This window comes from Sphingobium tyrosinilyticum (assembly GCF_042654265.1).
Lineage (GTDB): Bacteria > Pseudomonadota > Alphaproteobacteria > Sphingomonadales > Sphingomonadaceae > Sphingobium > Sphingobium tyrosinilyticum.
In genome coordinates this window covers 111,861-136,913 of the sequence record NZ_JBHSFZ010000064.1, presented here as the reverse complement: position 1 = coordinate 136,913, position 25,053 = coordinate 111,861, and the positions used below count along the sequence as shown (strand labels likewise).

The following is a 25,053-nucleotide window of genomic DNA, read 5'->3' as shown; positions in this document are numbered from 1 at the left end:
TAACCATAAGCGGGAAAGTCCGGACACGAGTCGCTCCGCTGGCACGGGATATATTCCCGAATAGCGTCGCAACGGTATCCCACCAAGGGCCCCGCGCGAAATAACAGGTCACCAGGGGGCAATAACCATCTGCGTTGAAGCAGAGCAATAATGCTATCCCTTTGATCTTCATTTATCATCGGAAATAAAGGGTTATTTCGAAGATTATCTTTATTGATCTGGTCGGTAAATGGCCTGAAATGCTACCAGATAAGCCTGAGAAAATCAGAGAATCGCAAAGAAAAAATAGGGGTCGCTATCCTGAACATGGACCATTGGTCCATATTGATGGGGAGCAGCCATGCCTACCGGCCACAGCGTCACTATTGATGGATCGTTGAGCGACTGGTTCGCTGCAGACAGGATCGACGGCAATAACGCCGCCGGTTACGAAATCTACGCGACCGTTGATAATGGCGATTTCATATTGGCGTTCAAGGCGCCCACGGCAATCGGCACGAACACGACAGCATGGCTCAATACCGATCGTGATAGCTCTACTGGCTATCAAATATTCGGATTTGCCGGAGGGGCCGAATTCAACGTCAATTTCGCCGCCGATGGTACGGTCAATCTTTACAGTGGAGCGGCGGGACAGACGCTGATCCTGTCGGGACTGACTGCCGCCTGGTCCGCAGACCGCACGATAGTTGAATTCCGCTTGCCCAGCTCGGCTATAGGCAATCCGGCGGCTATCGATACCCTATACGACATCAATGACGCTACCTTCCTTCCCAGTAATTACAGCCTCGCGCCCTTCACCATCTTCAACGATACGGGGGTAACCCGGTCTGCGGACACCCGGATCGGCATCGTTTATTCGGAAACGACTGCCCACGCATATTTCAGCGAGACCGCCTATTCGCAACTGTTCATGTCGGTCCAGTCGCAAGCGATGCAGGCCGGCATCCCCTTCGACATCCTGACCGAAGCTGACCTGACGGACCTCGCCAAGCTCGCCCAGTATGACACGCTGGTTTTCCCATCCTTCCGCAACGTCCCGCAGTCGCAGGTCGCGGCGATCTCCCACACGCTCGAACAGGCGAGCAAGCAACTTGGCATCGGGCTCGTGACCGCTGGCGAGTTCATGACGAACGATGTCAATAATGATCCGTTGGCGGGTGATCCCTATGCCCAGATGAAGCTGCTGTTCGACGTCACGCGCGTCACGGGCGGCACGGGGAATGTGACGGTCACAGCTACCGATCCTACCGGCCTTGTGCTCGACGGCTACAGCAATGGCCAACTCGTCAACAGCTATACCGGCGTGGGTTGGAATGCCTTCGCCAGCGTCAGCGGCACCGGGCAGACCATCGCGACAGAAACGATCAACGGCGGCGCCTCCTATGCCGCCGCGCTCGCCACGCAGACGGGTGGCCGCAACGTTATCTTTTCCAGCGAAGGCGTCATGGCCGATGCTAATATGCTGCAGAAAGCGATCAGCTATTCGGTGAACGGCACAGGTCCATCGGTTGGCCTACAACTCACGCGGCAGGCGGGCGTCGTCGCTGCCCGCATCGACATGGACCAAAGCCAGGAAACGGAGGATGTCGATCCCGCAGGCAGCACACCGGGCATCTATGACAAGCTGTTGCCGATCCTCTCGCAATGGAAGGCTGCCTATAATTTCGTCGGCAGCTTCTACGTGAATATCGGCAATGATCCGACCCAGGGGCAAACCACCAACTGGTCCAAGTCATTGCCCTATTACAAAGCCATTCTCGACCTCGGGAACGAAATCGGCAACCACAGCTATACCCATCCTGAAGACACGAACCTGCTGAACGCGTCGCAGATTCAATTTGAATTCGGCACCAGCACCAACACGCTCAACAGCCAGCTGAGCGCCTATTTGGGGCGCGCGTTCCAGATCGCGGGCATTGCTTTGCCCGGCATGCCGGAATCGCTGGTGACGGCTGAAAAGATACTACCCTATGTTCAGCATTATCTGACCGGCGGCTATGCGGCGCAGGGGGCGGGCTACCCCAATGCGTTCGGCTATATCGCGCCCGATCAGCAGAATGCGATCTATTTCGCCCCCAACACCTCGTTCGACTTCACCCTGATCGAATTTCAGCACAAGACGATCGCCGAAGCGAGCGCCGCCTGGGCTGCGGAATTCAACAAGCTTATCGCGGGCGGGGAAACGCCAGTCATTGTCTGGCCATGGCATGATTATGGTGCGGCGGATTGGACCTCGGGCAGTCCCGGCGTCGATAGCCCCTATTCGACGCAGATGTTCACGGACTGGATCGCCAGGGCCGCCAACGCGAACATGGAATTTGTGACGCTGGATGACCTTGCCCTGCGCATGTCCGCGCTAAAGGCGGCGACCGTGACCACCGCCGTCAACGGCAACACCATCACGGCCAGCGTGACCGGCTCGAATGTCGGCAATATGGCGCTGGACGTCGATCGTCTGGGTTCGCTGGTGATCCAGAATGTCGCGGGCTGGTATGCCTATGACAATGACAGCGTCTTCTTGCCGCAAAGCGGAGGCTCCTTCACGATCAACCTTGGGGCGGCGCAGGATGATGTGACCCACATCACCAGCCTGCCCATGCGCGCGGTGCTGCTGTCGGCGGCGGGCGATGGACGCAATCTGTCATTTTCCATCCAGGGCGAGGGCAGGGTAATCGTCGATATCGCGGCCCTGGGCAGTTCCAAGATGGTCGTGTCGGGCGCGACCATCGTCAGCCAGGTGGGCGAGATCGTCACGCTCGATATAGGGGCGAACGGCCTGCACAATGTCGCCCTGTCATTCAGCGGCGCGCCGCTCATCACCTCGAACGGCGGCGGCGCGACGGCGGCCATCGCGCTCGCGGAAAATCAGACGGCGGTCACCACGGTCATCGCGGTCGATCCCGATCCGGGGACGACGCTGGTCTATTCGATCGTGGGCGGAGCCGACCGGACGAAGTTCTCCATCAATCCTTCAACGGGCGCGCTCGCCTTCCTGACGGCGCCCAATTACGAGGTGCGCACCGATGTAGGCGGCAACAACGTCTATGATGTGATCGTCCGCGCCTCTGACGGATCGCTGTTCGACGATCAGGCGATTGCCGTCGCCATCACCAATGTGAACGAAGCGCCGGTCATCACGTCCAATGGAGGGGGCGCGACAGCTGCGATCTCCCTCGCCGAAGGGGTGCGGCCGGTCACATCGGTGAAGGCCACCGATCCCGACGCAAGCACGATCCTGACCTACTCCATCGTCGGCGGCGTCGATCAATCCAAATTCTCGATCAACAGCACCAATGGTGCGCTGACCTTCATCACCGCTCCCAATTTCGAAGCGCCTACCGATGTCGGCGCGAATAACATCTATGATGTGATAGTGCGTGCCTCCGACGGCACGATGTTCGATGATCAGGCCATCGCCGTCACGGTCACCAACGTCAACGAAGCGCCGGTCATCACATCCAATGGCGGCGGCGCGACCGCCACGATCCAGGTGCGGGAAAATACGACAGCGGTGACCACCGTGGTCGCGATTGATCCCGACGCTCCGGCGGGCAGCTTGACCTATTCCATCGTGGCGTCCGGCGACGGGGCGCACTTCACCATCAACCCGACGACTGGCGCGCTCAGCTTCATTTCCGCACCCGACTATGAAGCGCCGACCGACGCCAATGTGAACAATGTCTATCAACTGCGGATACTCGCCACCGACCCGCAAGGTCTGCAGGATTTCCAGGATCTATCCGTCGCCGTCACCAACGCGGTCGGCATCTCTCAAACTGCGCTCTCCACCGGATCGACGCTGAACGGCACGGGAGAGGAAGATACGTTGAACGGGGCCGGCGGCATCGATTTTCTCAACGGTCTGGGGGGCAATGACAAGCTGGTCGGCAATGGTGGCAATGATTTTCTGGATGGCGGGACTGGGAATGACCAGCTCACCGGCGGTGTCGGCGCCGACAATCTGACCGGCGGGGCCGGTGTGGACCGGTTCATCTACACGGCAACAAATCACAGCACCAACGCAGCGCCAGACATCATCACAGACTTCCTGGAAGGCACGGATCGCATCGACCTGTCGGCCATTGACGCCAGCAGCCTCTTTCTGGGGAACCAGGCTTTTGCTTTCGTCGGCTCTGGGCCGTTTCTGCTGCCGGGCCAGCTACGCTATTTCACCGATGGCGCAGGCGACACGATCATTCAGGGCAATGTGGATGCCAACCCCGCTACGGCCGAATTTTCCATCAAGCTGCTGGGGAGTCATACACTGACGGCCGCCGACTTCGTCCTCTAGCGCCGGGGAGGGGCGAAAAATGGCCGGCATCGGTTTCAAACTCGATCGACTTGCCAGGGAAGACGGGCTGCGGGGCATCGCTGGCGCAGCCTGTCACGGGGCGGTCATCAGTTCAGGCCCCTGGCTGATGACCGCCTCGGCCGTGCTCATCCTCAATGGATGGACGCGGTCTGCCATGGCTCCGGCCGACCACATGCTGCTTCAAACCAGCCTCGTCTACGCGTTCAGCATATCGGCGGTCGTTACCGCGCCGATCGCGACGGTCGCGACGCGCCTGGCGTCGGACCGCCTCTACATGGGCGATCGGGACGCGGTCCCTTCGATCCTGCTGACTGCGCTGCTTTGGACCACGGCCGCATCGCTGATCGCTGGCACGCTTCTGTTCGGCCTCGCGGCGGGGATGCGCCCGGACCTGTTTCTGCTGGCGACCGCCATGATGACGCTTTTCTCGCAAATCTGGATCGCTGGGCCCTTCCTCCATGCAACCCATCGCTATGCACCGATCTTCGTTGCTTATCTGACCGGGGTCGGGCTTGTCACATCGGCCTTGTTTCTTGTTGCGCCCCGCGGTCCCGCTGCTGTGCTGGCGACTATCTGCGGTGGCCTGCTCGCGACATTGGGGTTGCTGCTCGCGGCTGTAAGGGAGGATTTTCCTTCGGTCCCGATATGGCGGCCGGATTGGCTCACGCAGAACCGTGGCGCGCTTGCGCTTGGCCTTGCTGGTCTCACCAACGCCGTGGCCGTGTGGATCGACAAATGGATGCTTTGGTGGGCGCCGGACAGCATGGCCGCCCTTGGCGCGCTCCGCGTCAATCCGGTGAATGACCAGGCGAGTTTCCTCGGCCTGCTGACGATGATCCCTGGGCTGACGCTGATCCTGGTGACGACGGAGACGCGCTTCGACCGCGCCTTTGGTGCGCTTATGGACCATTGCACCGGCACCGCGAACCGCCGCCGTATCGAAAATGCGCGGCGCAAGGTCGCCTTCGTCATCCGGCGGGATCTGCGGCTGCTGATGGTGCAACAGGCGATCATCGCCGCCTTCTGCTGGGTTCTCGCCCCGGAGATCATCCGGTTCCTCAACCTCGATGCGCGCGGTATCTTCGGCCTTCGTCTCACCGCTCTGGGCGTCGTCTTCCACCTCGTCGCGATCCAGATGAGCATCATCCTGTCCTATTACGACCTTTTCGGCCGCATTGTCGCGATATGGAGCGTGTTCATCATCGTCAGCGCCGCAACAACCTCCTTTTATAGCAGCGCGGGCATTGCGGGCTTCGGCTTTGGCTATCTGACCGGCGCAGTCGCTGCCGCCTCCGTCGCGGTCGCCCTCGTCGTAGAAGCGACAGTAAAGCTGACCTACCTTGTCTTCGTCGGCAACAACCCCGCCGTCGTCGGCCAAGCGAGGCTATGGCCATGACCCTCCTCCCTTTCCACAGACGCGATCTTTTCGCTATTTCCTTGATGGTTTTCGGTTTTTCGGCCGGCGCCTCCCCAGACGCTGGCCCGCAACTATGGGGCATCGACTATGGCGGCTCCACCGATCCCGCGCTCGCCCGCCGCTACAATCTCCTGGTCCTCGAACCCGGCTTCAACCGCCCGCTCGCACCTCTCCGCGGCAAAGGAGCGAAGCTCCTGGGTTATATCAGCCTCGGCGAAGTCCATATGGACCGCCCCTTCGCGCCCGCCCTCGCAAAGGCCGGCGCGTTGGGTGATCCCAACCCCAACTGGCGGGACGCCCGCTACGCCGACCTGCGCCATCCCGCCTGGCAAACCATGGTGCTGGACGAACTCGTCCCCACCATCCTGCGCAAAGGGTATGACGGCATTTTCATGGACACGCTCGACAACGCCGAAGCGCTTGAGCGCCAGAAGCCCGGTATGCTGGCAAGCGCAGCAGAACTGGTCCGGGCCATCAGGAAGCGCTTCCCCGGCACGACCATCATGATGAACCGCGGCTACGCCATTTTGCCGAAAGTCGTCTCCCATATCGACATCATCCTCGCCGAAGCCATGGCATCCCGCTGGAACTTTGCGGGAAAACATTATGAGATGACTTCCGCCGACGATTGGGAATGGCAGGCCGTGAAGCTCAACGCAGCTCGCGCTGCTAATCCCCGGCTGAACCTTATGACGCTGGATTATTGGGACCCGGCCGACCAGGCGACGATAGCGGCCCTCTATGCGCGCGAACGTGCCGCCGGGTTTCAACCCTATGTTTCAACGCTGGCGCTCGACCGGCTCATTCCGGAGCCAAGATCATGAACATCACGATGATACGCGGTCAGAAGATGGCCTATATGGGCCCTCTCCTTGGGGGCGGTCTGCTGCTGGCGGGCACGGCGCTCCTTCTTCCCAATCGAGGACAGATCGCAGACGCGATCCGCCGCGCTACATTCGTCGCCCCAGCACCTGCGGCGGTGTTGCCGCCCGCTACAACGGCTGAACTGATGCAGCGCTTCACCCAAGGCAAACCGCTGACAGAGCCCGACCTGCGCCATCTGCTTGCCGCTTCAACCTCTACCGCAAGCGGTCCGCTTCTCTCGCGCATGGCTAACCAACTGGAAAGGTCTGGCGGCCAGGCCGCAACTGACCGCATCACCTATGACATTCTCGCCAGCGGCCGTAGCGACGCTGCGCTAGCCTTTCTCGATGGCCGGCCCGATGGACGTTCATCGCCGCTCTGGCGGCTCCGCTTCGAACTGTATCGCAAGCTTGGGGACGATCAGGGGGCGATCGATCTGCTGCGTGCCGCAGTCGTGACTAAGGGAAGCGCGCCTTCGCGCGATATCGCGGAGGCTGCCTATGCGCTCGCCCGGCCGGATATGCTGATTACGGCGGCCGAACATGGCATCGTCCCTCCGCTCACCCGCACCCAATCGCTGGACCTCGCCTCATGGGCGAATGGTGAGAAGCGATATGAGTTGATCGGGCGGATCGATCGCGCGGGGACCCGTGCTTGGCGAGGGGATAATCCCTGGCTCGCCATGACCTTGGCGCAGCGGGCAGGGGATACCGCTTCGGCATTGCGCTACGCCGCCCTGTTGCCTTCTGGCAGCGACGCGGCACGGGAAAGCATCCTGATCGCCTCGGGTGACAGAGGTGCCATGCGCCGCCTCCTGCTTGAGCGCGCCGCCACAGGCCGGGAAGATCGCGCAGCTGTCGCGCAACAATTGTTGGAAAAAGGGTTCCGTCCGGACGCCATTGCCCTGCTGCGGCAGCAGTCGGCAGGACGGGCAACCGGCGATCCTGCCGCTAACCGCATGCTCTACCTGATGGGACCGCGACCGAGTGCTCAGGACCTCGCCTGGCTTCGCGCGCGCGCCGTGGGCGATCCCAGATGGATTCCCGCCTATCTGGATCGCGAGCAGCCCGCACGCGCGCTGGCATTCCTGGAGGGGCGGTCCAATGCCACCGACACAGCAATTTTGCTCGACCGCATCAGGTTCGCCAGTGCCGCTCATGACGAGGACGCGGCCCGGAGGGCACTTGATCTCCTTCTCGACGGCCGCAGCCTTGATGCACCTGCGATCAAGTCCGCAGCCTCTGCACCTATGTCCGCCGCCATGGCGAGCCGCTATGCTCCCCGCCTTGCCCAAGCGCGCATCAGGGCAGGGCAAGCCCGACCCGATGATCACATGACCATCGCATGGAGTGCTTGGGACAGAGGAGATGCTGCTGGAGCAGCGGAGCAATTGAGCGCCTATCTGCGCGAGAGACCCGATGATCGAGCGGCGCTGCGGCTGATGGCAACGGCGAAGGCCAAGCTCGGCGGTCCTTCGAGCGAAAAACCGTGGCTCGCCCGCTTGCTGCCCCTTACTCCGGCCATATCGCGTGAGCGCGCGGAGTTACTCGCCAAGCTCGGCCGGACGTCAGAAGCGATCGCGCTGTTCGAGGCCCTGCGGCAACAATCGCCCGGTGATCGGCAGCTTGATATCCAATATGCCCGGCTGCTGATCGCTGCTGGCGATCCGGGCAAGGCTCGCAAGGTCCTGCGGCCATGATGGTGGCGGCTGCTCTGCTGCTCTCGGCGCCATCGCTGCCCGTTCTCAGCATGGCGATGCTGAGTGACGATGACGTCACCGCTCCGCAACCTGCGTCCGAGGAGTTGCAGGTCAGTTTGAGTTGGCCAGCGCCAGTCCACCTGCAATTGGAGCGCAACCCCTATGAACTGGTTGTCCGGTTCGACCGTCCCATTGGCGATGTGGCGATCAAGCATTTCGCTCAAGAGGCTGGCGCCCAGCTGGCAGACCTGCGCTGGAACGATAACAGCCTGGTGATGCGCGCGGCGTCGGGCCGCCGGATCGAGGGGGTGGTTGAGGGCAGCAGGCTGACGGTTCGCTTCCTGCCGGACAGCGCCACATCTGCGGCAATAGCGCCCCGTTCGCCTGAGCCTGCAGAAACTGCAGATCCTGAGCTCGAACTAGCCATTGCCCGCGCAGAAGCTGACGCCGCTTCAGGCTTTCCCGATATGGCCCGCCGCCGCCTGGCCCCTTTCGCGCAAAGATATCCCGCCGATAAACGTATCCAGCGGCTGATTGCAGACCTGGATGTTGCCGAAGGCGCTCTGATCCTTGGCGCTGCGCGTTATCGCGAAATTGCGGCCGACGATCCCTTTGCCCGCCGAACCTTGGCGGAGGCTGGCGGCAATATCACAGCAGCGGTGACGTTACGCGGCGGGAAGGTTTTTTCGCAAGCAGAAGGAGCGGTGAGCGGGCTGATCCCGCTGGGGCGGCGGGTCTCGGTCGGAGCAGGCTACCGCCATACACGAAGCAAGGCCGATGTCGTTTATGGCCCCACGGGCATCCTGACCGATGTGGTATCACATACCAGCATCGCCGACCTGCTGGCGAACGTGCAACTGGCGCGCACCGTCCGGCTTGAATTGCAAGGAAGCGCGCAACTGGATGAGAGGGTGGTTGGCGGTGGCGCACGCCTCTATGCGGGCCCGCCCGAACGGCAAGGGCGTTTGCTGCTCGCCTACCGCCTGCCTGATGTGGCGACGCCTGAGCAATCGACCTTCGGCGGCTATGTCAGCCGGGCGGGCATTGGCGGCACGTTGAGGCTTACCCCGGAACTGTCGGTGCAGGCCGATGGCAACTGGAACGGCTATGGACTGCGGGGAACCGGCGATCGGACCCGCAGCATTTCGGTGTCAGGCGGGATCGATTATCTACTCCGCCGTCAGTCGCCTTCGCTCGCGCTCACTTATCGGCTCGATGCCGAATATATCGGCCGGATGCGCGCCCGGCCCAATGGACTTGCCTATATTCCGCTCAGCGATCGTGAGAATCATAGTTTCCAACTGGTGGCGGGAAAGTCCTGGACCAAATGGCAGGTCACGGGCGCAGCCGGTTGGACCTTTGACCGGCTAGGGAACACTGACGGGCCCACCGCCAACGTCAGCGCCACCGGGCGGCTCAGCGATGGATGGCGGCTTCAAGCGAGCGGCGGTGTCAGTTCGATCAGCCGCCCGGGCATATCGGGCCGCCAACTGTATCTGCGCCTGGCACTTACACGTTATCTCGGGAGGCTTTGATGTTGAAACAAAGGCCTATCTTCCTGCAGTGCGCCGAGATGCTGGTGATGTTCGCGGTGCTGATGGCGATCGATCATATGCTGCTCGACGCAGACGCGTTTCAGCAACTCAATCCCAACCCCTATTGGCTGCCCGTGCTGGCCATGGCGATCAGTTACGGCACCGGTATAGGTCTGCTGGCGGGACTGGTCGCCTCGGCAATATGGCTCTCGACCCCGCATGCCGGACTGGACATGCCTGATCAGCTGGAAATGCAGTTGCGCCTATCCATCATGCCGCTGCTCTGGATGGTCACGGCGCTCGTCGCAGGCGAGGTAACGGCGGTTCGCATGGCCCGGCTCGCGGCGCAGGATGAGCGCCATCAGGCGATGGACAATAATTGGCAGCGCCTGGCCGAGGTTATCGCCCGTCTTACTAGCATCAATCGCAAGCTACAGGTGCGAATCGCGATCGAGCAGCGGACGGTGAACCAGGCGGTCGCGGCCGCGGTGGGGCTGGCCGAACCCGACCCAGCGCTCCAGATCGATGCAATCGCCCGGCTGATCGCGCTGGCTGCCCAGACCGAGGACTTCACCTTCTACGATATCAGGGCAGGGCAAGTCGTCGCCCGTTTCGCGGGGCGGGATGCGGCAGGGCGGCCGGCTGACCTATCCCGGACGGCACTTGCCCACGCCATGATGGAAAATCCCCGGCCTCTGCATGAGGGCCATTCCACCGAGCAGGGGATATTGGCGCATTTTGGGCTGATCGCGCTGCCTGTGTTTCGGGACGAAGATGAGTTGGGCGGGATGATCATCATCCACAGCGCGCCCAACCTGCGCATCACTGAAGCACGTGTGGCTGAACTGGCGCATATGGCCGAGTTGTTTGGCAACTGCTCGGCACTGTTCGGTGGTGAGCATATGTTCGCGCAAGGGAAGTGGCTGGTTCCAGGAGGCAAAGTGGCGTGATCCGAACGCTCAGCCTCTGCGCATTGGGCGACATGGCGCTGCTACCCGCGTCTGCGTGGCTACCTGGAGGGGTGGTTGGGTTTGCTTTCGCGCATCTTGCCCTGACACTGACCGCGTTAGCGGTCTGCCTCGCGCGGCCGCCCGGTACGGCAACGGCACGAATGCTCGTCTTGCCAGTTGGTGCTGCCTTTGGGCCATGTGGTATGTTGTCACTAACCCTGCTGTCTCCGCATCTGTGGGTTCTCCGACGAAGGCGGCAGCTCACCTATCGGCCTCCGCGCACGCGCCGCTATCATGGCGCGAGAAGCATCAACCCGATCGAACGGCTCTCCCGCATCCTGGATGAGCGGATACGCTATCCCGAAGTGGACGAAGTAGGATCCCTGGCAGGAATGCTGCGCCATGGCAGCCTTCAGTCCCGCTACAATGCCCTCGAAACGGTGGTCACCTCCTTTGAGCCGAGACTATCACCACTGATCATCATAGCCCTTTCGGACGAAGATCAGACCATCCGCGCTCTTGCTGCCGCAGCAGCAGCCCAGATCAGCTACAATCTGACGCAGCAACGCCAGGAACTGGAGGCGAAGATCGCTCCCAGCCAGAATATGGATGATCGCTACGCGCTGGCGATCTTGCTGGCGGATCATGGATGCCATAACCAGTTGCTACCACAAGCGCAGCGCATGCGTCTTTGTCAGGAAGCGGCCGCTCAGGTGCGCGAGATTGGCAAGATGCTCCCCGAGGATGATGTGCGGCAGCGCCCGTTGCGCACGATCAGTTCGCAGGTCGCGCTGGAAATGATCCATCACAAGGATGCGTCACCCAGGGCGCGCGCTCAGCCTCTGGAGGTCGCCACATGATGGACGACGGCGACGAGTGCGATGTGTGCCTGATCGTCGAGGGAGCCTATCCATTCGTTGTCGGCGGCGTTTCAAACTGGTTGCAGGACCTGATCCTCAGCATGCCGGACGTCCGCTTTTCCGTGATCGCGATCAAGGCTGGCGCTACGATTCAGCCCTGGCGCATGGTCCCGCCGCCCAATGTGGCGCAGATCATTGAAGTTCCGCTGATCGTAGAGCCATCGCCGCCGCGGCGCTTTCCGCCCAGGCAAATGCGGCTGATCGGCCGTTTATTGCTCGCATTTCTCTCCACTGGCGGCAAGGACGACCTGGTGCGGTTGACCGAGGCGCTGGCGAACCTGAAACCCACCCCAACGGCCGGTGACCTGCTCTCCAACGGTGAAATGTTCGCGGTGTTCACCCGTTATTATGACACGGCGTTCCGCTCCGCCTCATTCCATCATTTTTTCTGGGCGATGCGCGTGTTGCTGGGCGGCTTGATCAAGATGCTGCTGACGCCGTTGCCAAGGGCGCGAGTCTATCACACCATATCGACTGGGTTCGCCGGGCTTCTCGCTGCCCGCGCAGCCTATGAAACGGGACGTCCGGCCTTCATCACGGAACATGGCATTTATCTGCTCGAAAGGCAGATAGAGATCATGATGGCGGACTGGATCGGCGATCAGATCGATACCGGCCTTGCGCTGGATCGCGGGGGACATGACCTGCGCGATCTTTGGCTTGCCGTGTTCGAGACCTATACGCGCGCCTGTTACGATGCCTGCAACCCGATAGTAGCGCTCTACACCGCGAATAATGAAACGCAGCGGCGTCACGGCGCGCGTCCTGACCGTCTGAGAGTCATTCCTAATGGGATCGACCCGGGGAACTTCGCGCATATTGACCGTCTCTGCGATCCGGTGCGGCCGCTCGTCGCATTGATCGGCCGAGTGGTGCCGATCAAGGATATCAAGACCTTCATTCGAGCGGCGGCTATTGTTCTAGGCGATATGCCGCAGACCCGCTTCGTCATTCTTGGGCCGCTAGATGAAGACCCGGATTATGCTGATGATTGTGAGACGCTGGTGAAGGAACTCGGCATCGATGGCGCCGTCCGCTTTGAAGGACGCGTGAATGTGACGGACTGGATGCCGCGCATCGACTTATTGGTCCTGACCAGCCTGTCGGAAGCCCAGCCGCTCGTCATATTGGAGGGCGGGGCGTGCGGAATCCCTGCCATTGCGCCCGATGTCGGCAGCTGCCGCGAACTGATCGAAGGCCGCCGCCGGGGCGCCGAGCCGCGTGGCGGGATCGTCACTGAGTTGGTCAATCCAGATGATACAGCCCAGGCGATCCTGAGCTTGTTGCGGGATCCTTCGACGCGGCGAGCGATGGGCGAGGCGCTGCGTGATCGCGTCTTTAGTGACTATGATCGCAGCGCCATTATCGCGGAATATCGCAAGATCTATGAGGAATTGGGCGCGGCCCCGCGCTTTCCCGAACTCCAATAGCTTTCAAACCGATCAATGCTCGCGGAAAGACAGCCAGAGCAGCTGCGTGAGCGGCTCGAACACATATTGCAGGGCGGTGCGCTTGCGCAGAGGTATCAGCGCTTGGACCGGCATCCCCGCGCGAAGCGCGAAATCGCGGCCCCGCACCTTCCGGATCGCTTCCAGTTCCTTGGGCAGGACGGTGATCTCGGCAGTATAATAAGACAGTCCCGTCTTCTCATCCTGGAAGCTGTCGGCGGATAGGCGTGTAACCTGTCCAGTCATGATAGGCAGGTCGCGCTCATGCAGACTGGCGAAGCGAATCTGCGCGTTCTGGCCCGTCCGAAGATCGTCGATGTCATCCGGCGCGATCCGCGCCTCGATCACCAGCCCGGCGCGATCGGGGACCACGTCCATCAGCTTTTGTCCGGCGCCGATCACCCCGCCCACTGTGAAGACATTCAGACCCACCACCGTCCCGGTTGCAGGCGCCCTAATCTGAAGGCGGGCAAGCTGGTCCTTGGCCGCCCGATATTTTGGAAAAATTTCGTTCAGAGAAAATTCCACATCCCGCAGTTCCGATGCGGCCCGTTCCTTATAGGCCTTGACCGCCTCGAGCGACTTCAGGCGGTTTTCACCCCCCTCCGCCGCGGACCGGGCGATGCTTGCCGAGTATTGGCCGGACTGCCCCATCAGATCTGCGCGCGCCCTTTCCAAGGCCCGTATGCGCGATTTCGAGACGAAACCTTTCTCGGCAACGCCGCGCAGACTTTCCAGTTCGTCATTAATGAGCCGCGCCTGCTCGGCTGACGCGTCCAGTTGTGAACGATAGCCGCGTGAGGTTTGCCGGACCTGATTTGCCTGTTCACGCAGTGCCCCTGTCTGTGCTGACAGGACTGCCGCGCGGGCTTGAAACTGTTGCATTTGAAGCGTCATGGCCTCCTGCGCGTCGGCCTTGTCTTGTCCGGTGAAACCAGCGAATTCCGCTGGCCAGTTAATTGTCCCGGTTCCCAGCTGCTCGGCGATCAACCGCGCCCGCTGCGCCTTGAGTTCAATCAATTGAGCGCCATACATGCGCGCCTGTGCTCGCACCTCGGCGGCGGCCAGCTCCATGAGAGGCTGTCCCTGCGTGACATGCTGTCCTTCCTTCACGAAGATTGCACCGACGACGCCGCCGTCCCGGTGCTGCACCGTCTGCCGCTGACCAGCCACCGTGAGCTTGGCTGGAGCATATGCGGCGGCGTCGAGGCGGGCAAATGTTGCCCAACCGAGCAGCAGAACGAAAAAAAGCACGGCGACGATGATGCCAGTGCGCATGTCGGGATCGGCCCGGTCATCAATGTCCGTCATTGTGCCGCTAGGACCAAGGGCAAGAGGCCGGACAGGCCCGGTGACATTGTTCACGGGCAATCTCCTTTGATCATCTTCATGCTTCCGCGACCTTGACCGGATTTTGATCATTGGATCGGATGGCCTTGAGACGGCCGAGCACCTCGTCCCGTGGTCCAAAGGTTTCGATCCGGCCGTCGCGCATCACCATGATCTTATCGACCACGCCCAATATCCCCATTCGGTGCGCCACAACGATGACAGACGCGTTCTTCTTCTTGAGATCCGCCAGCGTGGCGACCAACTGCACTTCGCCCTCCGCGTCCAGATGTGCATTCGGCTCGTCGAGGAAGATGATGTGCGGGTTCCCATATAGGGCGCGGGCGAGCCCGACCCGTTGCGCTTGCCCAGCGGACAAACCGCGTCCGCCCCAGCCCAGCATCTGGTTATATCCGCCGGATAGCCGGAGGATCATGTCATGCACGCCGCTTGCCCGGGCCGCTTCCACCACTGCGGCATCGATCGCGCTTTCGTCGTTGCTGAGGCAGTTCTGGAAACGAGCGATATTGTCCCTGATGGATCCCGGGAATAGCGACGTATCCTGCGGCAGATAGCCGACATAGGGAGCAAGGCGTTCAGTGTCCCAGTCGCGGATGTCCGCTCCGTCGAACCTGATCGTGCCCCGATGTGGCCGACTTGCCCCCGACAACATGCGCAGCAATGTCGATTTGCCCGCGCCGCTCGGGCCCACGATCGCGATGACTTCGCCCGGCTCGACGGCGAAACTGATGTCGGCAAGGATCGCCGCCTCTTGGTTCGCGCTCAGCAATGTCACATGTTCCGCGACAATCCGGCCGGCAGGCGCCGGCAACTGTGTGAGCGCGATATCCGCTTCGCGTGCTGCGAGAAGGTCGTTGAGCGTCTCATAGCTGCCACGCGCCTTCACGAAGCTGCGCCATGTATTCAGTAACTGATCGATGGGCGCCAATGCACGGCCGACAAGGAAAGACGCCGCGAAGATCGCTCCTGCTGAAATGGCGTTGTTAACGGCCAGCCAAGCGCCCAAGCCCAGTGCAAGTGACTGTAGCGAAAGCCGGATGAACTTGCTAAGCGCCACATGACGCCCGCCCGCAAAGCTCGCTTCGGTCTGGAGACGCAGCATCGTCTGGCGCTCGGCCAGATGGCGGTGAACCAACGCCTGCCGCATTCCCAGCGCACGGATGATCTCCGCTCCGGCGAGCGTTTGCTCCTGGCTCACATAAGCCTTGCTTGCTGCTTCATTGGCGCGGGTCAGCGGCTGGCTGGTCTGCCGCTCATTCCTGAATGTGATAAAAAGCAGCACCGCGCCGCCCGCCACCGCCAACGCGGCTATTGCCGGATGAATGATGAAGCAAATGATCACGTAGATCGGGCTCCAGGGGATGTCGAAGATCGTCAGGATCGTCGGCCCGGTCAACGCTTGGCGAAGCGTGTCGAATTCGCGCAAGACCTGCTTGTTCATTGTGTCCGCGGTAGGGCCGCGCCGCATCAGGGTGGTGTCCAACAGAACTCCGGACAGCTGCCTGTCGAGCCGCACGCTGGCCCGGACCAGCAGTCGCGATCGCACAAACTCCAGCAGAGACAGCGCCGCAAGGGAGATGAGGAGGATCAGCGTCAGGAATAAGAGCGTCGTCGTCCCATGCTCCGACACGACCCGATCATAGACCTGCAACATGTAAAGAACTGGCGCGATATAGAGTAGGTTGAGCAACGCGCTGAAAATCAGAGATGACAGGAAATGCCGGCGGCAGGACGAAAGCGCCTGGGCCATGATATCCGATGGATGACCAAGGTCCAGCATCATGCCCGGCCCCCTACTATGGAAATTGCCCCGAGAACAGGAATCATAATGAAAAGGGAAGGGCGGCAAAATATGCCTAAAAGGATAGTCGCTGGGCCAAATGGGTCAGAATGGGTCACTGGCCCGTGGCGATCGCGATCATAGCGCGAATATCGGTATGTTCTTCCAGTTGCGCTGCTATCTCGTCGAGTGCCTGATTAACGGAGGAGTCATAATTCTCTCGCGCAGACTGCCCGCCTATGGTCCCCATCATCGCCCTGCGGAGATCGGTACTGGCGAACAACCCGTGGACATAAGTGCCGGATATTCGTCCGTCAGCGCTGATTGCGCCATCGGATCGACCGCTGTCCAGTTCTGCGAATGGTCGTGCGCAGTCAGGTCCGGTGGTGATGCCGACATGCATTTCATATCCGCTGAAGCTCTGCTCAACGGCACGCCCGCTCACACGTTCCAGGGATTTGGAAGCGGCTAACCGCGTCTCGACATCGAGTAACCCGAGACCTTGGATCGTCTCAGGCGTGCCCTCGATACCCTCCGGATCAGTGATCGTTCGGCCAAGCATTTGATAACCGCCGCAGATGCCCAAGATGGGTTTTCCCCGACGATGATGAGCTAGGATATCGATGTCCCACCCTTCCGATCGAAGCGCTCGAAGATCGGCGATCGTCGCCTTCGATCCCGGCACGACAATCAGGCTAGCCTCCGCCGGTATGGGCTGGCCGGGTGGTACCATGACAAGATCGACTGCCGGTTCCAGCTTGAACGGATCAAGATCGTCGAAATTGGCGATGCGCGGCAGGATGGGGCACGCGATCACCAACCGCTCACCGCTCTTTTCATTTGCTCGCTCCAGCACGACCGCATCTTCGCTCGGTAGTCTAGCCGTCGCTTTCAACCAGGGAATTACACCCAATCCCCGCCATCCTGACAGTTCCTCGATCTGGCGATAACCGTCCTCGAATAAGGCAGGATCGCCGCGAAACTTGTTGATCAGGAATCCACGGATCATCGCGGCATCGGCGGGATCGATGACAGCCTTTGTCCCTGCAATCGCCGCAATCACGCCGCCCCGGTCTATGTCGCCGACGAGGACCACCGGCACATCGGCAGCGCGAGCGAAGCCCATATTGGCGATGTCCCCCGCCCGCAGATTGATTTCTGCAGGCGACCCGGCGCCCTCGACCACAACGATATCGCACTGCTGGCGGAGCCGGTGATAGCTCTCCATTACCGCCTCGAGCAATTCGCCACGCGCTGTCCGGAAGTTCCCTGCGCCTAGAGAACCGCGAACCTTTCCATGCACGACCAGTTGCGAAGTTCGGTCGGCCTGTGGCTTCAGCAGTACCGGGTTCATGTCGCTGTGCGGCTCCACGCCCGCCGCCAGCGCCTGCAAAGCTTGTGCCCGTCCGATTTCCCCACCGTCGATGGTGACGGCGGCATTGTTCGACATATTCTGGGGCTTGAACGGACGCACCCGAAAGCCGCGATGGACGAGGGCTCTGCACAGCCCTGCGACCAACACTGATTTGCCGACGTCGGACCCTGTCCCCTGAAGCATGAGCGCAGCCATGACGGGCTCCTGCATGTGCTTGTGCCGCAGGTCAACTGCCGCGCTATTTGGAAAGAAGCCCTTCAGCCAAGCAAATGGCGCTGCAAGTCCACCGCGTCCAGGATCTTGCCGCCCGCCATGAACACGGAGCCCGTGCACGCCAAGGCGAGAAGGTGCCCGCCGGTGCCGGGATATTGCTGCATATAGACGATACCGCGCTCGGTAGCGCCGAGCGCAAGCGCGTAGATGACCAGGAACGCCTCAAACTTCGTCTTGATCGTGAAGAGGCGCTTAATCCGTTCCATCGGTCCCACTCGAGCGACGATTGGCTCTAGGGAATTAAGTCGCCCGAAAGCTGCAAATGGTCAACAAGCATTAACCACGATTGTTCGATCTGGGCAATGAGGCGTGTGTCCGCCAGCTCATCCGGAGCGATCTCTTCCGGCCAGTAGCGCGCGACAATAGCCGCGATTTCGTCAAGCTTCCCTTCGTGCACCAGAAAGCGCGGATCGACATTGGCGGGGTCCGCTACCACCCGCAGTCTCAGGCAGGCAGGGCCGCCGCCATTCGCCATTGATTGCCGCACATCGACGGGGACCAACTGCCGGATCGGACCATTGCCAGCGACCATCTGCTCCAGCCACGTCCAAACATTTCCAACACTCTTCGCCTCCGTCGGCAGGATCAGTGCCATGCCTCCATCGGGCAGTGTGACCAGTTGGGCGTTGAAAAGGTAGCTTTGAATAGCGTCAGCAAGACTTATCGCATGGTCGGGCACTTCGATAATCTGAGCAGCTGGCAGCAGGCTTCGTAAATCAGCATAGAGACGTTCCTTGTCGGCAAAGGCCCGTTCATGTGCGAAAAGCACATGTTCATTGGCGACAGCGACCACGTCATTGTGGAAAGCGCCCGCTGCAATTGCGTCTGGCGACTGCATCGCAAAAATCGTGCGGGCCGGATCGAGCCGGTGTAGCCTCGCCACTGCCTTGCTCGCTTCGATATGCTGACGCGACGGATATGGCCCGCCGGATTGTCCATAGACAAATATCTCAACACCGCGCTCCGCGTGGCGTTCGCATAACCGCATGTGGTTAGCGGCGCCCTCATCGCCAAAAGGGGCAGGAATGGGGGGATGAACGGCAAAAGCCTGCCGATCGGAAAAGGCTATCCGCAGTTGTGCCAGAGTCTGCGGCCACTCGTGGCTGCGGTGGGGCATGGTGACAAGGTTGGCGGCGGTCAAATGCGTGCGGCCATCGTCCGTGTCGGCAGCGGGTGAAACCGTCGCGGCGTTGGCCGCCCACATCGAGGATGCAGATAATGCTGCCGCCCGGATAGCCGGTTCCGCGTCGCTGATGTTCGTGCCGAGAGAGTCCAGCCATCGGCCATCGGGCCTCCACTGCGGTAGAAATATACCTTGAGATAAGCCAAGCTGCAGGTTCGCGCGCATTTTTTCGATGCCCTGCAGGGCGGCCGCACGGGGATGTGATACGGCTTTTGCATTGCGGGTCGATGCTAGGTTGCCAAGGCTCAGTCCGGCATAATTATGGCTGGGGCCGATCAGACCGTCGAAGTTGATTTCGCGAACCGTCATGCGCGCGCCACCATCGTGAACCGTTGTCCAATTTCCAGTCCCAGTCGCGCGGCACTCTCCTTGTCGATTGATATTGCCTCGCCATCGTTTCGGCGGACAAAGCCATAGGTACAGCGAAAGTTGGCAAGCTGTCCGGCGGCAACAAGCTGTTTTTCTCCGCCGCTGTCGTGGACAGCTGCCAATGCGACGTCCTGTGCGTGAATGATGGTCTGAAGCGAGTTGATCTGACCAACCATGGTGGGACCACCGTCAAAAATATCGACATAGCCGGGATCGCTGAACCCTTCCGTCTCCAGCATCCGCATCGCAGCGCGGCCGTTGGGATGAGGCATGCCAATCACGGACCGAGCGCTGTCGTTGAGCATGGCGGTGTAGATCGGCGTCTTGGGCATCAGATCGGCGATGAATTGGTTCCCATGGATAGCGTTGAACTCGTCCGCCTCCTGAAAGCTCATGCCGAAGAAGCGCCCAGCAAGCCCATCCCAGAAGGGCGAGCCGCCTGCTTCATCAATGACGCCGCGCAATTCCGCAATCACTCGATCTCCGAAACGTGAACGATGGTTCCGAATATAGAGATATCGGCTGCGGGCGAGCAGCAAGCCTAGACCTTCGGCTCGCTCGCGCGGGTGCAGGAACAGGCCCCCGACTTCGGTAGAGCCCTCAAGGTCCGTGACCAGCGAGAGCATCTGCGCGCGGAACGTGCGCGACAGCTCCCGGCTATGTTGCGTCATGACGCCCAGGCGATAGGAATAGAAGGGCGAGCTTTGACCTACCTTGCTGAAGATCTGACAGGTGCCGCGAACTTGACCCGTCGCGCTGTTCTCCAGCACCAGCACGATCAAATCGTCTTCGACCTCGTCGGTGTCCCGGTCCAGAGCGATTTCTGTTCTTTTCAGCTTTTGCTCGAGTGCATGTCGATCCGCTGGCAGGTTGGTGAACCCGCCTCCCGTTATTTTCGCTAGTTCATACAGGGTTTGAAGATCATCCAAACGCGCCGTTCGCATAACGAAGCTCAAGCTGGTGTCCTCCCTACAATCTGCCCTGTGCGATACGCAGCAGGGTCAGCGCAGAAAGCTGTGCCCGTTCGGCCAAGCTTTCGACGATCAGATATTCGCCGTCGCTGTGAATAGCGCCGCCGCGCACTCCCATCGTATCTACGACCGGTACACCGCACGCAGCGATATTGTTTCCATCGCATACGCCCCCAGTATCGCGCCATTCGATTTGCAAGCCAAGGTCGGCGCCACATTGCTTGACGAGCTTGAAGAGGCTCATCGCCTTACCGTCCATTGGTTTGGGTGGCCGGCCGAAGCCGCCATGTACGCTCATGCTCACGTCATGTTCTTGGGACACATCGGCGATAGAGCGTCTGATAAGCTGCTGCGCCGCCTCTTCAGCGTCCGCTGTTCGCGGGCGGAAGTTGACGCGCAGGATGGCCTTGTCGGGAACGACATTATTAGGTCCGCCGCCGTCTATCCGCGCCGGATTGCAAGTGAGGCCGGAGCCGCTGCCCGCTTTCAAGCGCAAGGCGAGATCTGCCGCGGCTAGCAACGCGTTGCGGCCTTCCTCAGGATTGCGCCCTGCATGAGCGCTGTGGCCTGTGACTATTATAGAGAAATTGCCGCTGCCCGCCCGCGCTCCAGCCAATGTGCCATCGGGAAGCGCAGGCTCATAAGTAAGGGCGGCAACCTTGCCGCGCGCTGTGTCGCGGAGGAGCCTTGCTGAAGAGCCGCTGCCCAATTCCTCGTCACTGTTGATGACGACGTCATAGCCGATTTTCGTGAAATCTGCAGAACCTTCCAGCGCCCGTAATGCCGCCAGCATGACGGCGAGACCACCCTTCATGTCCGCGACGCCGGGGCCATTAAGCGTATCCGTATCAGCCCATTGAACCGTCTGAAAAGCGTGATCGGCTGCGAACACCGTATCCATGTGGCCCGTAAGAAGCAGCCGGAAGGGTACATCCGGTCGTACCGAAATCAGCAGATGCCGCCCGGGGTGCGAACGCTCCAAGTGACCAGCCGGGCTGATCGTTTCGACCTCATCTGGGTCGATCAACCGGGTTTCCCCCGGCAAAATCGAGAAGGCATCCGTCAGCAGACCGGCGACGGTCGCTAATCCCGCCAGATTGCGCGATCCACTATTGACCGCAGCCCATTCCTGCACCTGGTTAAGCATCGGCGCAGCCGAGGCGCGTTCCATTAGCTCGCATTCGGACGACGATAGGCCGTTCATCCGCGCGAGCTTATCAGACACAGTGCCTGCTCTCCAGCGCAGTGAGCCTTCTTCAAATCAATGCTTTAAATTCCTGCAGGATATCCCGGTAAAGCTTGCGCTTGAACGGCACGATAACGTCCGGCAACGCCTCTGGATTGATCCACTTCCACTCGGAAAATTCCGGTTCGTGGGTAGCGATATTGATATCATGATCGCCGCCCAGAAAACGGGCGAGGAACCAGATTTGCCGCTGGCCGCGGAATTTTCCACCCCAGAGCTTTCCGACAAGCTCAGATGGCAGGTCGTAGAAATGCTCGTCGCGCGCTTTCGCGATGATCTCGACATGGTCACGCCCGATGCCAGTTTCCTCGCCCAGTTCGCGCAAAGCGGCTGCCTTCTCATCCTCGCCATCGTCGATGCCGCCTTGCGGCATCTGCCAAGCCTCGACTTCGCTGTCGATCCGCTGTCCGACGAAGACCTTCCCATCCATGTTGACGAGCATCACACCGACGCAAGGCCGGTATCCAAGCTCCGAATCATTTGGCACTGACGCCATGATGTCCCCTGACGATTATCTCTGCCGCCCGCTTTCAACCGACGGCGTTGTGCAGTGCAATGATAATCCTTGAAATGACGCCAGTCCATTAGCGAAAAGTTGCACCGCTTTGTTCGGACAGCTTTTTGCGCTGAATTGGGGCGGGGGATTGGAACAGTGCTCAACCAGTGGCAAAGCTGATACATGCCCGGCCCCGTCATCCTCTGGCTCCGTCAAGATCTCCGCCTCTCTGACCAAGCTGCCCTCGTCGCAGCGGTGAAAGAGGGACCGGTGATCCCCGTATATATCCTTGACGATGCCGCCCCAAAGCAGTGGACAATAGGGGCGGCGCAGCGATGGTGGCTGCACTATAGCTTGAAATCATTGGATGAAGGTCTTCGCCAGAAGAGCTCTCGGCTCATTCTGCGGCGTGGCGATTGCGCAGCGGAATTGCAGCGGCTGGCTGAGGAAACGGGCAGCCGACGCGTGCATGCGCTATCCCATTATGAGCCGTGGTGGCGAAACATCGAAAGAACTGTAGCGCAAGAGCTTGACCTGCAACTTCACGAAGGGATGCTGCTATTGCCGCCCGGCTGCGTCCGGACATCGACTGGGGGGCTTTATCAAATCTACACCCCGTTTGCGCGCGCCACGATGCTCCACATGCCTCCTCCCGAACCTCAGCCTGCGCCATCGCGCATTGATCCGCCTTCTGAGTGGCCAGCCAGTGATTCGCTTGATGATTGGGACCTCCGTCCCACCCATCCTGATTGGGCGGCAGCTTTCGCTAAAGACTGGGAGCCTGGAGAAGCAGGAGCCCGTCGAAACGTCGCGTCCTTTCTCGACGAAGTGAAAGACTATGATGTGGCACGCAATCTGCCGTCGGTAGAAGGGACTTCGCGGTTATCGCCTTATTTGCATTTCGGGGAAGTGTCTCCGGCCTACGTCTGGCATCGGGTCAGCGCCGCGCCGGGCGACGCGACGACCTTCCTCAAGGAGGTGATTTGGCGTGATTATGCGCACACCCAGATATGGGCACTGCCCGCTTATGGCTCACAAAATGCCAGACCGGACTTCAACAGGATACCGTGGCGCGACCTGCGCGAGGCCAAAGGCGATTTCGTCGCCTGGAAGAAGGGGCGAACCGGTTATCCGATCGTCGATGCGGGCATGCGGCAACTTTGGGCCACTGGCTGGATGCACAATCGCGTTCGCATGATCGCGGCGAGTTTTCTCATTAAACATCTGCTCATTGATTGGCGTCATGGCGCACGCTGGTTCTGGAACACATTGGTGGATGCGAACTACGCCAACAATAGCGTCAACTGGCAATGGGTCGCGGGAAGCGGCGTCGATGCCAACCTCTTTTCACGCATCATGGCGCCGTTGACCCAGTCTCCAAAATTCGATGCTGCAGATTATATAAGGCATTGGGTGCCCGAACTGGCGCACCTCGATGACAAGGTGATCCACGATCCCGACTCCCATGACGTACGCCCGCCCGCTTATCCGTCCAAACTCATCGGTCACCGAGAAGCGCGTGAACGAGCATTGGCCGCCTACCGGCAGAGCAGGAGGTGACAGAATGAAAGATCAAGGGGCAGAGGTGAGGGCATGAATGCGATAGACCCTCGGCGTGGACGGCGCGCGCTATCCGTACGGCATTCTCCGGTCGAACGTTCGGAGGGATGGACCTCACGTCTGGTCGCTCCACATCTTCATCGCCTGCTGGACCGGATAGACGCGGGACTTGAGAAGGGCAGTTTGGAAGCGGTGCTGCCCGACGGGAGCATCCGGATACTGGGTGGACGTGCGGACGGCCCGGTCTGCCAGGTCCGCCTTGTTCGTTGGCGCGCTTTGCTGCGCTTGATAGCTGGTGGTTCGGCTGGCTGGTACCGGGCATGGGCAGCCGGCGAGTGGACGAGTCCGGATCCAGTTCCCCTGTTTGCATTGTTCATGGCAAATGCCGTGACCCTCGGCAATGTGGCGCGTCGGAATGGGCCGGGACGATGGATTGGCCGATTTTTGCACTGGGCGCGGCGAAATGATCGCAAGGGATCGCGCCGGAACATCGCCTATCATTATGATCTGGGGAATGATTTCTACAGCCTCTGGCTTGACCGGCAAATGCATTACTCAAGCGCTCTCTTCCGCGATCCGGATGACCCGACCGAAAGCCTGGAAAGGGCGCAGCAGCGGAAGGTCGATGCGATACTGGACCGGCTCGGCCTGAAGGACGGCGGCAGCTTATTGGAAATCGGTTGTGGCTGGGGCGGTCTAGCTGAGCAAGCGATGGCACGTTGCCGCATAAGCTATGACGGGCTGACGCTTTCGGCGGAGCAGGCTGCTTATGCGCGCGAACGGCTGGGGCCAAGCGCCAATATCCTGCTGACCGATTATCGTGACGCGCAAGGGCAATTTGATGCGATCGCCAGCGTTGAGATGGTGGAAGCCGTGGGCCAGGAATATTGGCCAGCTTACCTTGCCGCTATATCAAGGCTACTGAAGCCGGGGGGTAGGGCTGCTGTCCAATATATTTTGATCGATGACGCTATTTTCAGAAAATATGCCCGCAGCGCAGATTTCATCCAAACCTATATCTTCCCAGGCGGCATGCTGATTTCCGAGAGCCGCTTCCGTGCACTCGCGGCCGCTAATGGGCTCGCCTGGCACGAGGTGACCCATTTTGGCCTGCACTATGCCGAAACGCTGCGGCGTTGGAGGGAGCGATTCGATCTGATTGTCGATCGTGGCCTGCTCCCCCCTAGCTTTGACCAGCATTTTGTCGCGCTCTGGCGCTATTATCTCATGTATTGTGAAGGCGGCTTCCGGGGCGGCATGATCGACGTCGCGCAAGTGACGCTAGTAAAACCGAACTAAGCG

General features: G+C 60.5%; 18 protein-coding genes. 10 read left to right on the top strand and 8 right to left on the bottom strand.

The genetic code is table 11. The features are described from left to right. The first annotated feature begins 340 nt into the window (after positions 1-340). From ACFO3E_RS18095 to pelF, 8 genes are all read left to right on the top strand, one after another. Positions 341-4,294, top strand: coding sequence for a cadherin domain-containing protein (locus ACFO3E_RS18095; protein WP_380806878.1), 3,954 nt, complete (start codon positions 341-343; stop codon positions 4,292-4,294). A gap of 19 nt (positions 4,295-4,313) precedes the next feature. Then, entirely contained in the window at positions 4,314-5,711 is a 1,398-nt protein-coding gene (pelG, locus tag ACFO3E_RS18090) for an exopolysaccharide Pel transporter PelG (protein WP_380806876.1), read from the top strand. A gap of 44 nt (positions 5,712-5,755) precedes the next feature. Next, positions 5,756-6,556, top strand: coding sequence for a glycoside hydrolase family 191 protein (locus ACFO3E_RS18085; RefSeq protein ID WP_380806874.1), 801 nt, complete (start codon positions 5,756-5,758; stop codon positions 6,554-6,556). Further along, on the top strand, positions 6,553-8,295 hold the full coding sequence (locus tag ACFO3E_RS18080) for a tetratricopeptide repeat protein (RefSeq protein WP_066523693.1): 1,743 nt from the start codon (positions 6,553-6,555) through the stop codon (positions 8,293-8,295). Before ACFO3E_RS18085 ends, ACFO3E_RS18080 begins: the two co-directional genes overlap by 4 nt. After that, positions 8,292-9,830, top strand: a complete 1,539-nt coding sequence (locus ACFO3E_RS18075; RefSeq protein WP_380806871.1) for a hypothetical protein — start codon at positions 8,292-8,294, stop codon at positions 9,828-9,830. Before ACFO3E_RS18080 ends, ACFO3E_RS18075 begins: the two co-directional genes overlap by 4 nt. Then, positions 9,830-10,780 (top strand): hypothetical protein, encoded by a 951-nt coding sequence (locus ACFO3E_RS18070; protein ID WP_066523697.1) that lies wholly within the window; start codon positions 9,830-9,832, stop codon positions 10,778-10,780. Before ACFO3E_RS18075 ends, ACFO3E_RS18070 begins: the two co-directional genes overlap by 1 nt. A 203-nt stretch (positions 10,781-10,983) precedes the next feature. Continuing rightward, on the top strand, positions 10,984-11,640 hold the full coding sequence (locus ACFO3E_RS18065) for a hypothetical protein (protein ID WP_380806869.1): 657 nt from the start codon (positions 10,984-10,986) through the stop codon (positions 11,638-11,640). Further along, entirely contained in the window at positions 11,637-13,130 is a 1,494-nt protein-coding gene (gene pelF / locus ACFO3E_RS18060; RefSeq protein ID WP_066523699.1) for a GT4 family glycosyltransferase PelF, read from the top strand. Before ACFO3E_RS18065 ends, pelF begins: the two co-directional genes overlap by 4 nt. A 12-nt stretch (positions 13,131-13,142) precedes the next feature. On the opposite strand, the gene ACFO3E_RS18055 is transcribed toward pelF, so the two are convergent. From ACFO3E_RS18055 to ACFO3E_RS18020, 8 genes are all read right to left on the bottom strand, one after another. Beyond that, positions 13,143-14,459 carry an HlyD family type I secretion periplasmic adaptor subunit gene (locus ACFO3E_RS18055; RefSeq protein ID WP_066523700.1) on the bottom strand — a complete coding sequence of 439 codons (1,317 nt, stop codon included), beginning with the start codon at positions 14,457-14,459 and terminating at the stop codon, positions 13,143-13,145. A gap of 76 nt (positions 14,460-14,535) precedes the next feature. Next, a complete protein-coding gene (locus ACFO3E_RS18050) occupies positions 14,536-16,281 on the bottom strand; it encodes a type I secretion system permease/ATPase (protein ID WP_082919512.1) in 1,746 nt (581 codons plus the stop codon). Between the two features lie 112 nt (positions 16,282-16,393). Next, positions 16,394-17,848: a cobyric acid synthase gene (locus ACFO3E_RS18045; RefSeq protein ID WP_066528415.1), complete on the bottom strand. Its 1,455-nt coding sequence runs from the start codon at positions 17,846-17,848 to the stop codon at positions 16,394-16,396. Between the two features lie 62 nt (positions 17,849-17,910). Continuing rightward, complete coding sequence (locus tag ACFO3E_RS18040) at positions 17,911-18,132, bottom strand: hypothetical protein (RefSeq protein WP_066523702.1); 222 nt, start codon at positions 18,130-18,132, stop codon at positions 17,911-17,913. Between the two features lie 26 nt (positions 18,133-18,158). Next, the gene (locus ACFO3E_RS18035) at positions 18,159-19,418 is read right to left on the bottom strand and encodes an N-succinylarginine dihydrolase (RefSeq protein ID WP_066523704.1); all 1,260 of its coding nucleotides are present in this window, start codon (positions 19,416-19,418) and stop codon (positions 18,159-18,161) included. Continuing rightward, positions 19,415-20,434: an arginine N-succinyltransferase gene (locus ACFO3E_RS18030; protein WP_066523706.1), complete on the bottom strand. Its 1,020-nt coding sequence runs from the start codon at positions 20,432-20,434 to the stop codon at positions 19,415-19,417. The genes ACFO3E_RS18035 and ACFO3E_RS18030 overlap by 4 nt, the downstream gene beginning before the upstream one ends. 13 nt (positions 20,435-20,447) lie before the next feature. Beyond that, on the bottom strand, positions 20,448-21,653 hold the full coding sequence (locus ACFO3E_RS18025) for a hydrolase (protein WP_066528416.1): 1,206 nt from the start codon (positions 21,651-21,653) through the stop codon (positions 20,448-20,450). A 52-nt stretch (positions 21,654-21,705) separates the two neighbouring features. Next, entirely contained in the window at positions 21,706-22,191 is a 486-nt protein-coding gene (locus ACFO3E_RS18020; RefSeq protein WP_066523708.1) for an RNA pyrophosphohydrolase, read from the bottom strand. A 183-nt stretch (positions 22,192-22,374) separates the two neighbouring features. On the opposite strand from ACFO3E_RS18020, the gene ACFO3E_RS18015 reads away from it, so the two are divergent. Together ACFO3E_RS18015 and ACFO3E_RS18010 are read left to right on the top strand one after the other, a co-directional pair. Then, positions 22,375-23,751 (top strand): cryptochrome/photolyase family protein, encoded by a 1,377-nt coding sequence (locus tag ACFO3E_RS18015; RefSeq protein WP_066523710.1) that lies wholly within the window; start codon positions 22,375-22,377, stop codon positions 23,749-23,751. A 33-nt stretch (positions 23,752-23,784) separates the two neighbouring features. Then, entirely contained in the window at positions 23,785-25,050 is a 1,266-nt protein-coding gene (locus tag ACFO3E_RS18010) for an SAM-dependent methyltransferase (protein ID WP_066523712.1), read from the top strand. Positions 25,051-25,053: the final 3 nt, after the last annotated feature.

Bases quoted from the DNA above. Each gene is read 5' to 3' on its own strand.
- ACFO3E_RS18095 (WP_380806878.1), top strand. From the start codon at position 341: ATGCCTACCGGCCACAGCGTCACTATTGATGGATCGTTGAGCGACTGG.
- pelG (WP_380806876.1), top strand. From the start codon at position 4,314: ATGGCCGGCATCGGTTTCAAACTCGATCGACTTGCCAGGGAAGACGGG.
- ACFO3E_RS18085 (WP_380806874.1), top strand. From the start codon at position 5,756: ATGGTTTTCGGTTTTTCGGCCGGCGCCTCCCCAGACGCTGGCCCGCAA.
- ACFO3E_RS18080 (WP_066523693.1), top strand. From the start codon at position 6,553: ATGAACATCACGATGATACGCGGTCAGAAGATGGCCTATATGGGCCCT.
- ACFO3E_RS18075 (WP_380806871.1), top strand. From the start codon at position 8,292: ATGATGGTGGCGGCTGCTCTGCTGCTCTCGGCGCCATCGCTGCCCGTT.
- ACFO3E_RS18070 (WP_066523697.1), top strand. From the start codon at position 9,830: ATGTTGAAACAAAGGCCTATCTTCCTGCAGTGCGCCGAGATGCTGGTG.
- ACFO3E_RS18065 (WP_380806869.1), top strand. From the start codon at position 10,984: ATGTTGTCACTAACCCTGCTGTCTCCGCATCTGTGGGTTCTCCGACGA.
- pelF (WP_066523699.1), top strand. From the start codon at position 11,637: ATGATGGACGACGGCGACGAGTGCGATGTGTGCCTGATCGTCGAGGGA.
- ACFO3E_RS18055 (WP_066523700.1), bottom strand. From the start codon at position 14,459: ATGACGGACATTGATGACCGGGCCGATCCCGACATGCGCACTGGCATC.
- ACFO3E_RS18050 (WP_082919512.1), bottom strand. From the start codon at position 16,281: ATGATGCTGGACCTTGGTCATCCATCGGATATCATGGCCCAGGCGCTT.
- ACFO3E_RS18045 (WP_066528415.1), bottom strand. From the start codon at position 17,848: ATGGCTGCGCTCATGCTTCAGGGGACAGGGTCCGACGTCGGCAAATCA.
- ACFO3E_RS18040 (WP_066523702.1), bottom strand. From the start codon at position 18,132: ATGGAACGGATTAAGCGCCTCTTCACGATCAAGACGAAGTTTGAGGCG.
- ACFO3E_RS18035 (WP_066523704.1), bottom strand. From the start codon at position 19,418: ATGACGGTTCGCGAAATCAACTTCGACGGTCTGATCGGCCCCAGCCAT.
- ACFO3E_RS18025 (WP_066528416.1), bottom strand. From the start codon at position 21,653: ATGAACGGCCTATCGTCGTCCGAATGCGAGCTAATGGAACGCGCCTCG.
- ACFO3E_RS18020 (WP_066523708.1), bottom strand. From the start codon at position 22,191: ATGGCGTCAGTGCCAAATGATTCGGAGCTTGGATACCGGCCTTGCGTC.
- ACFO3E_RS18015 (WP_066523710.1), top strand. From the start codon at position 22,375: ATGCCCGGCCCCGTCATCCTCTGGCTCCGTCAAGATCTCCGCCTCTCT.
- ACFO3E_RS18010 (WP_066523712.1), top strand. From the start codon at position 23,785: ATGAATGCGATAGACCCTCGGCGTGGACGGCGCGCGCTATCCGTACGG.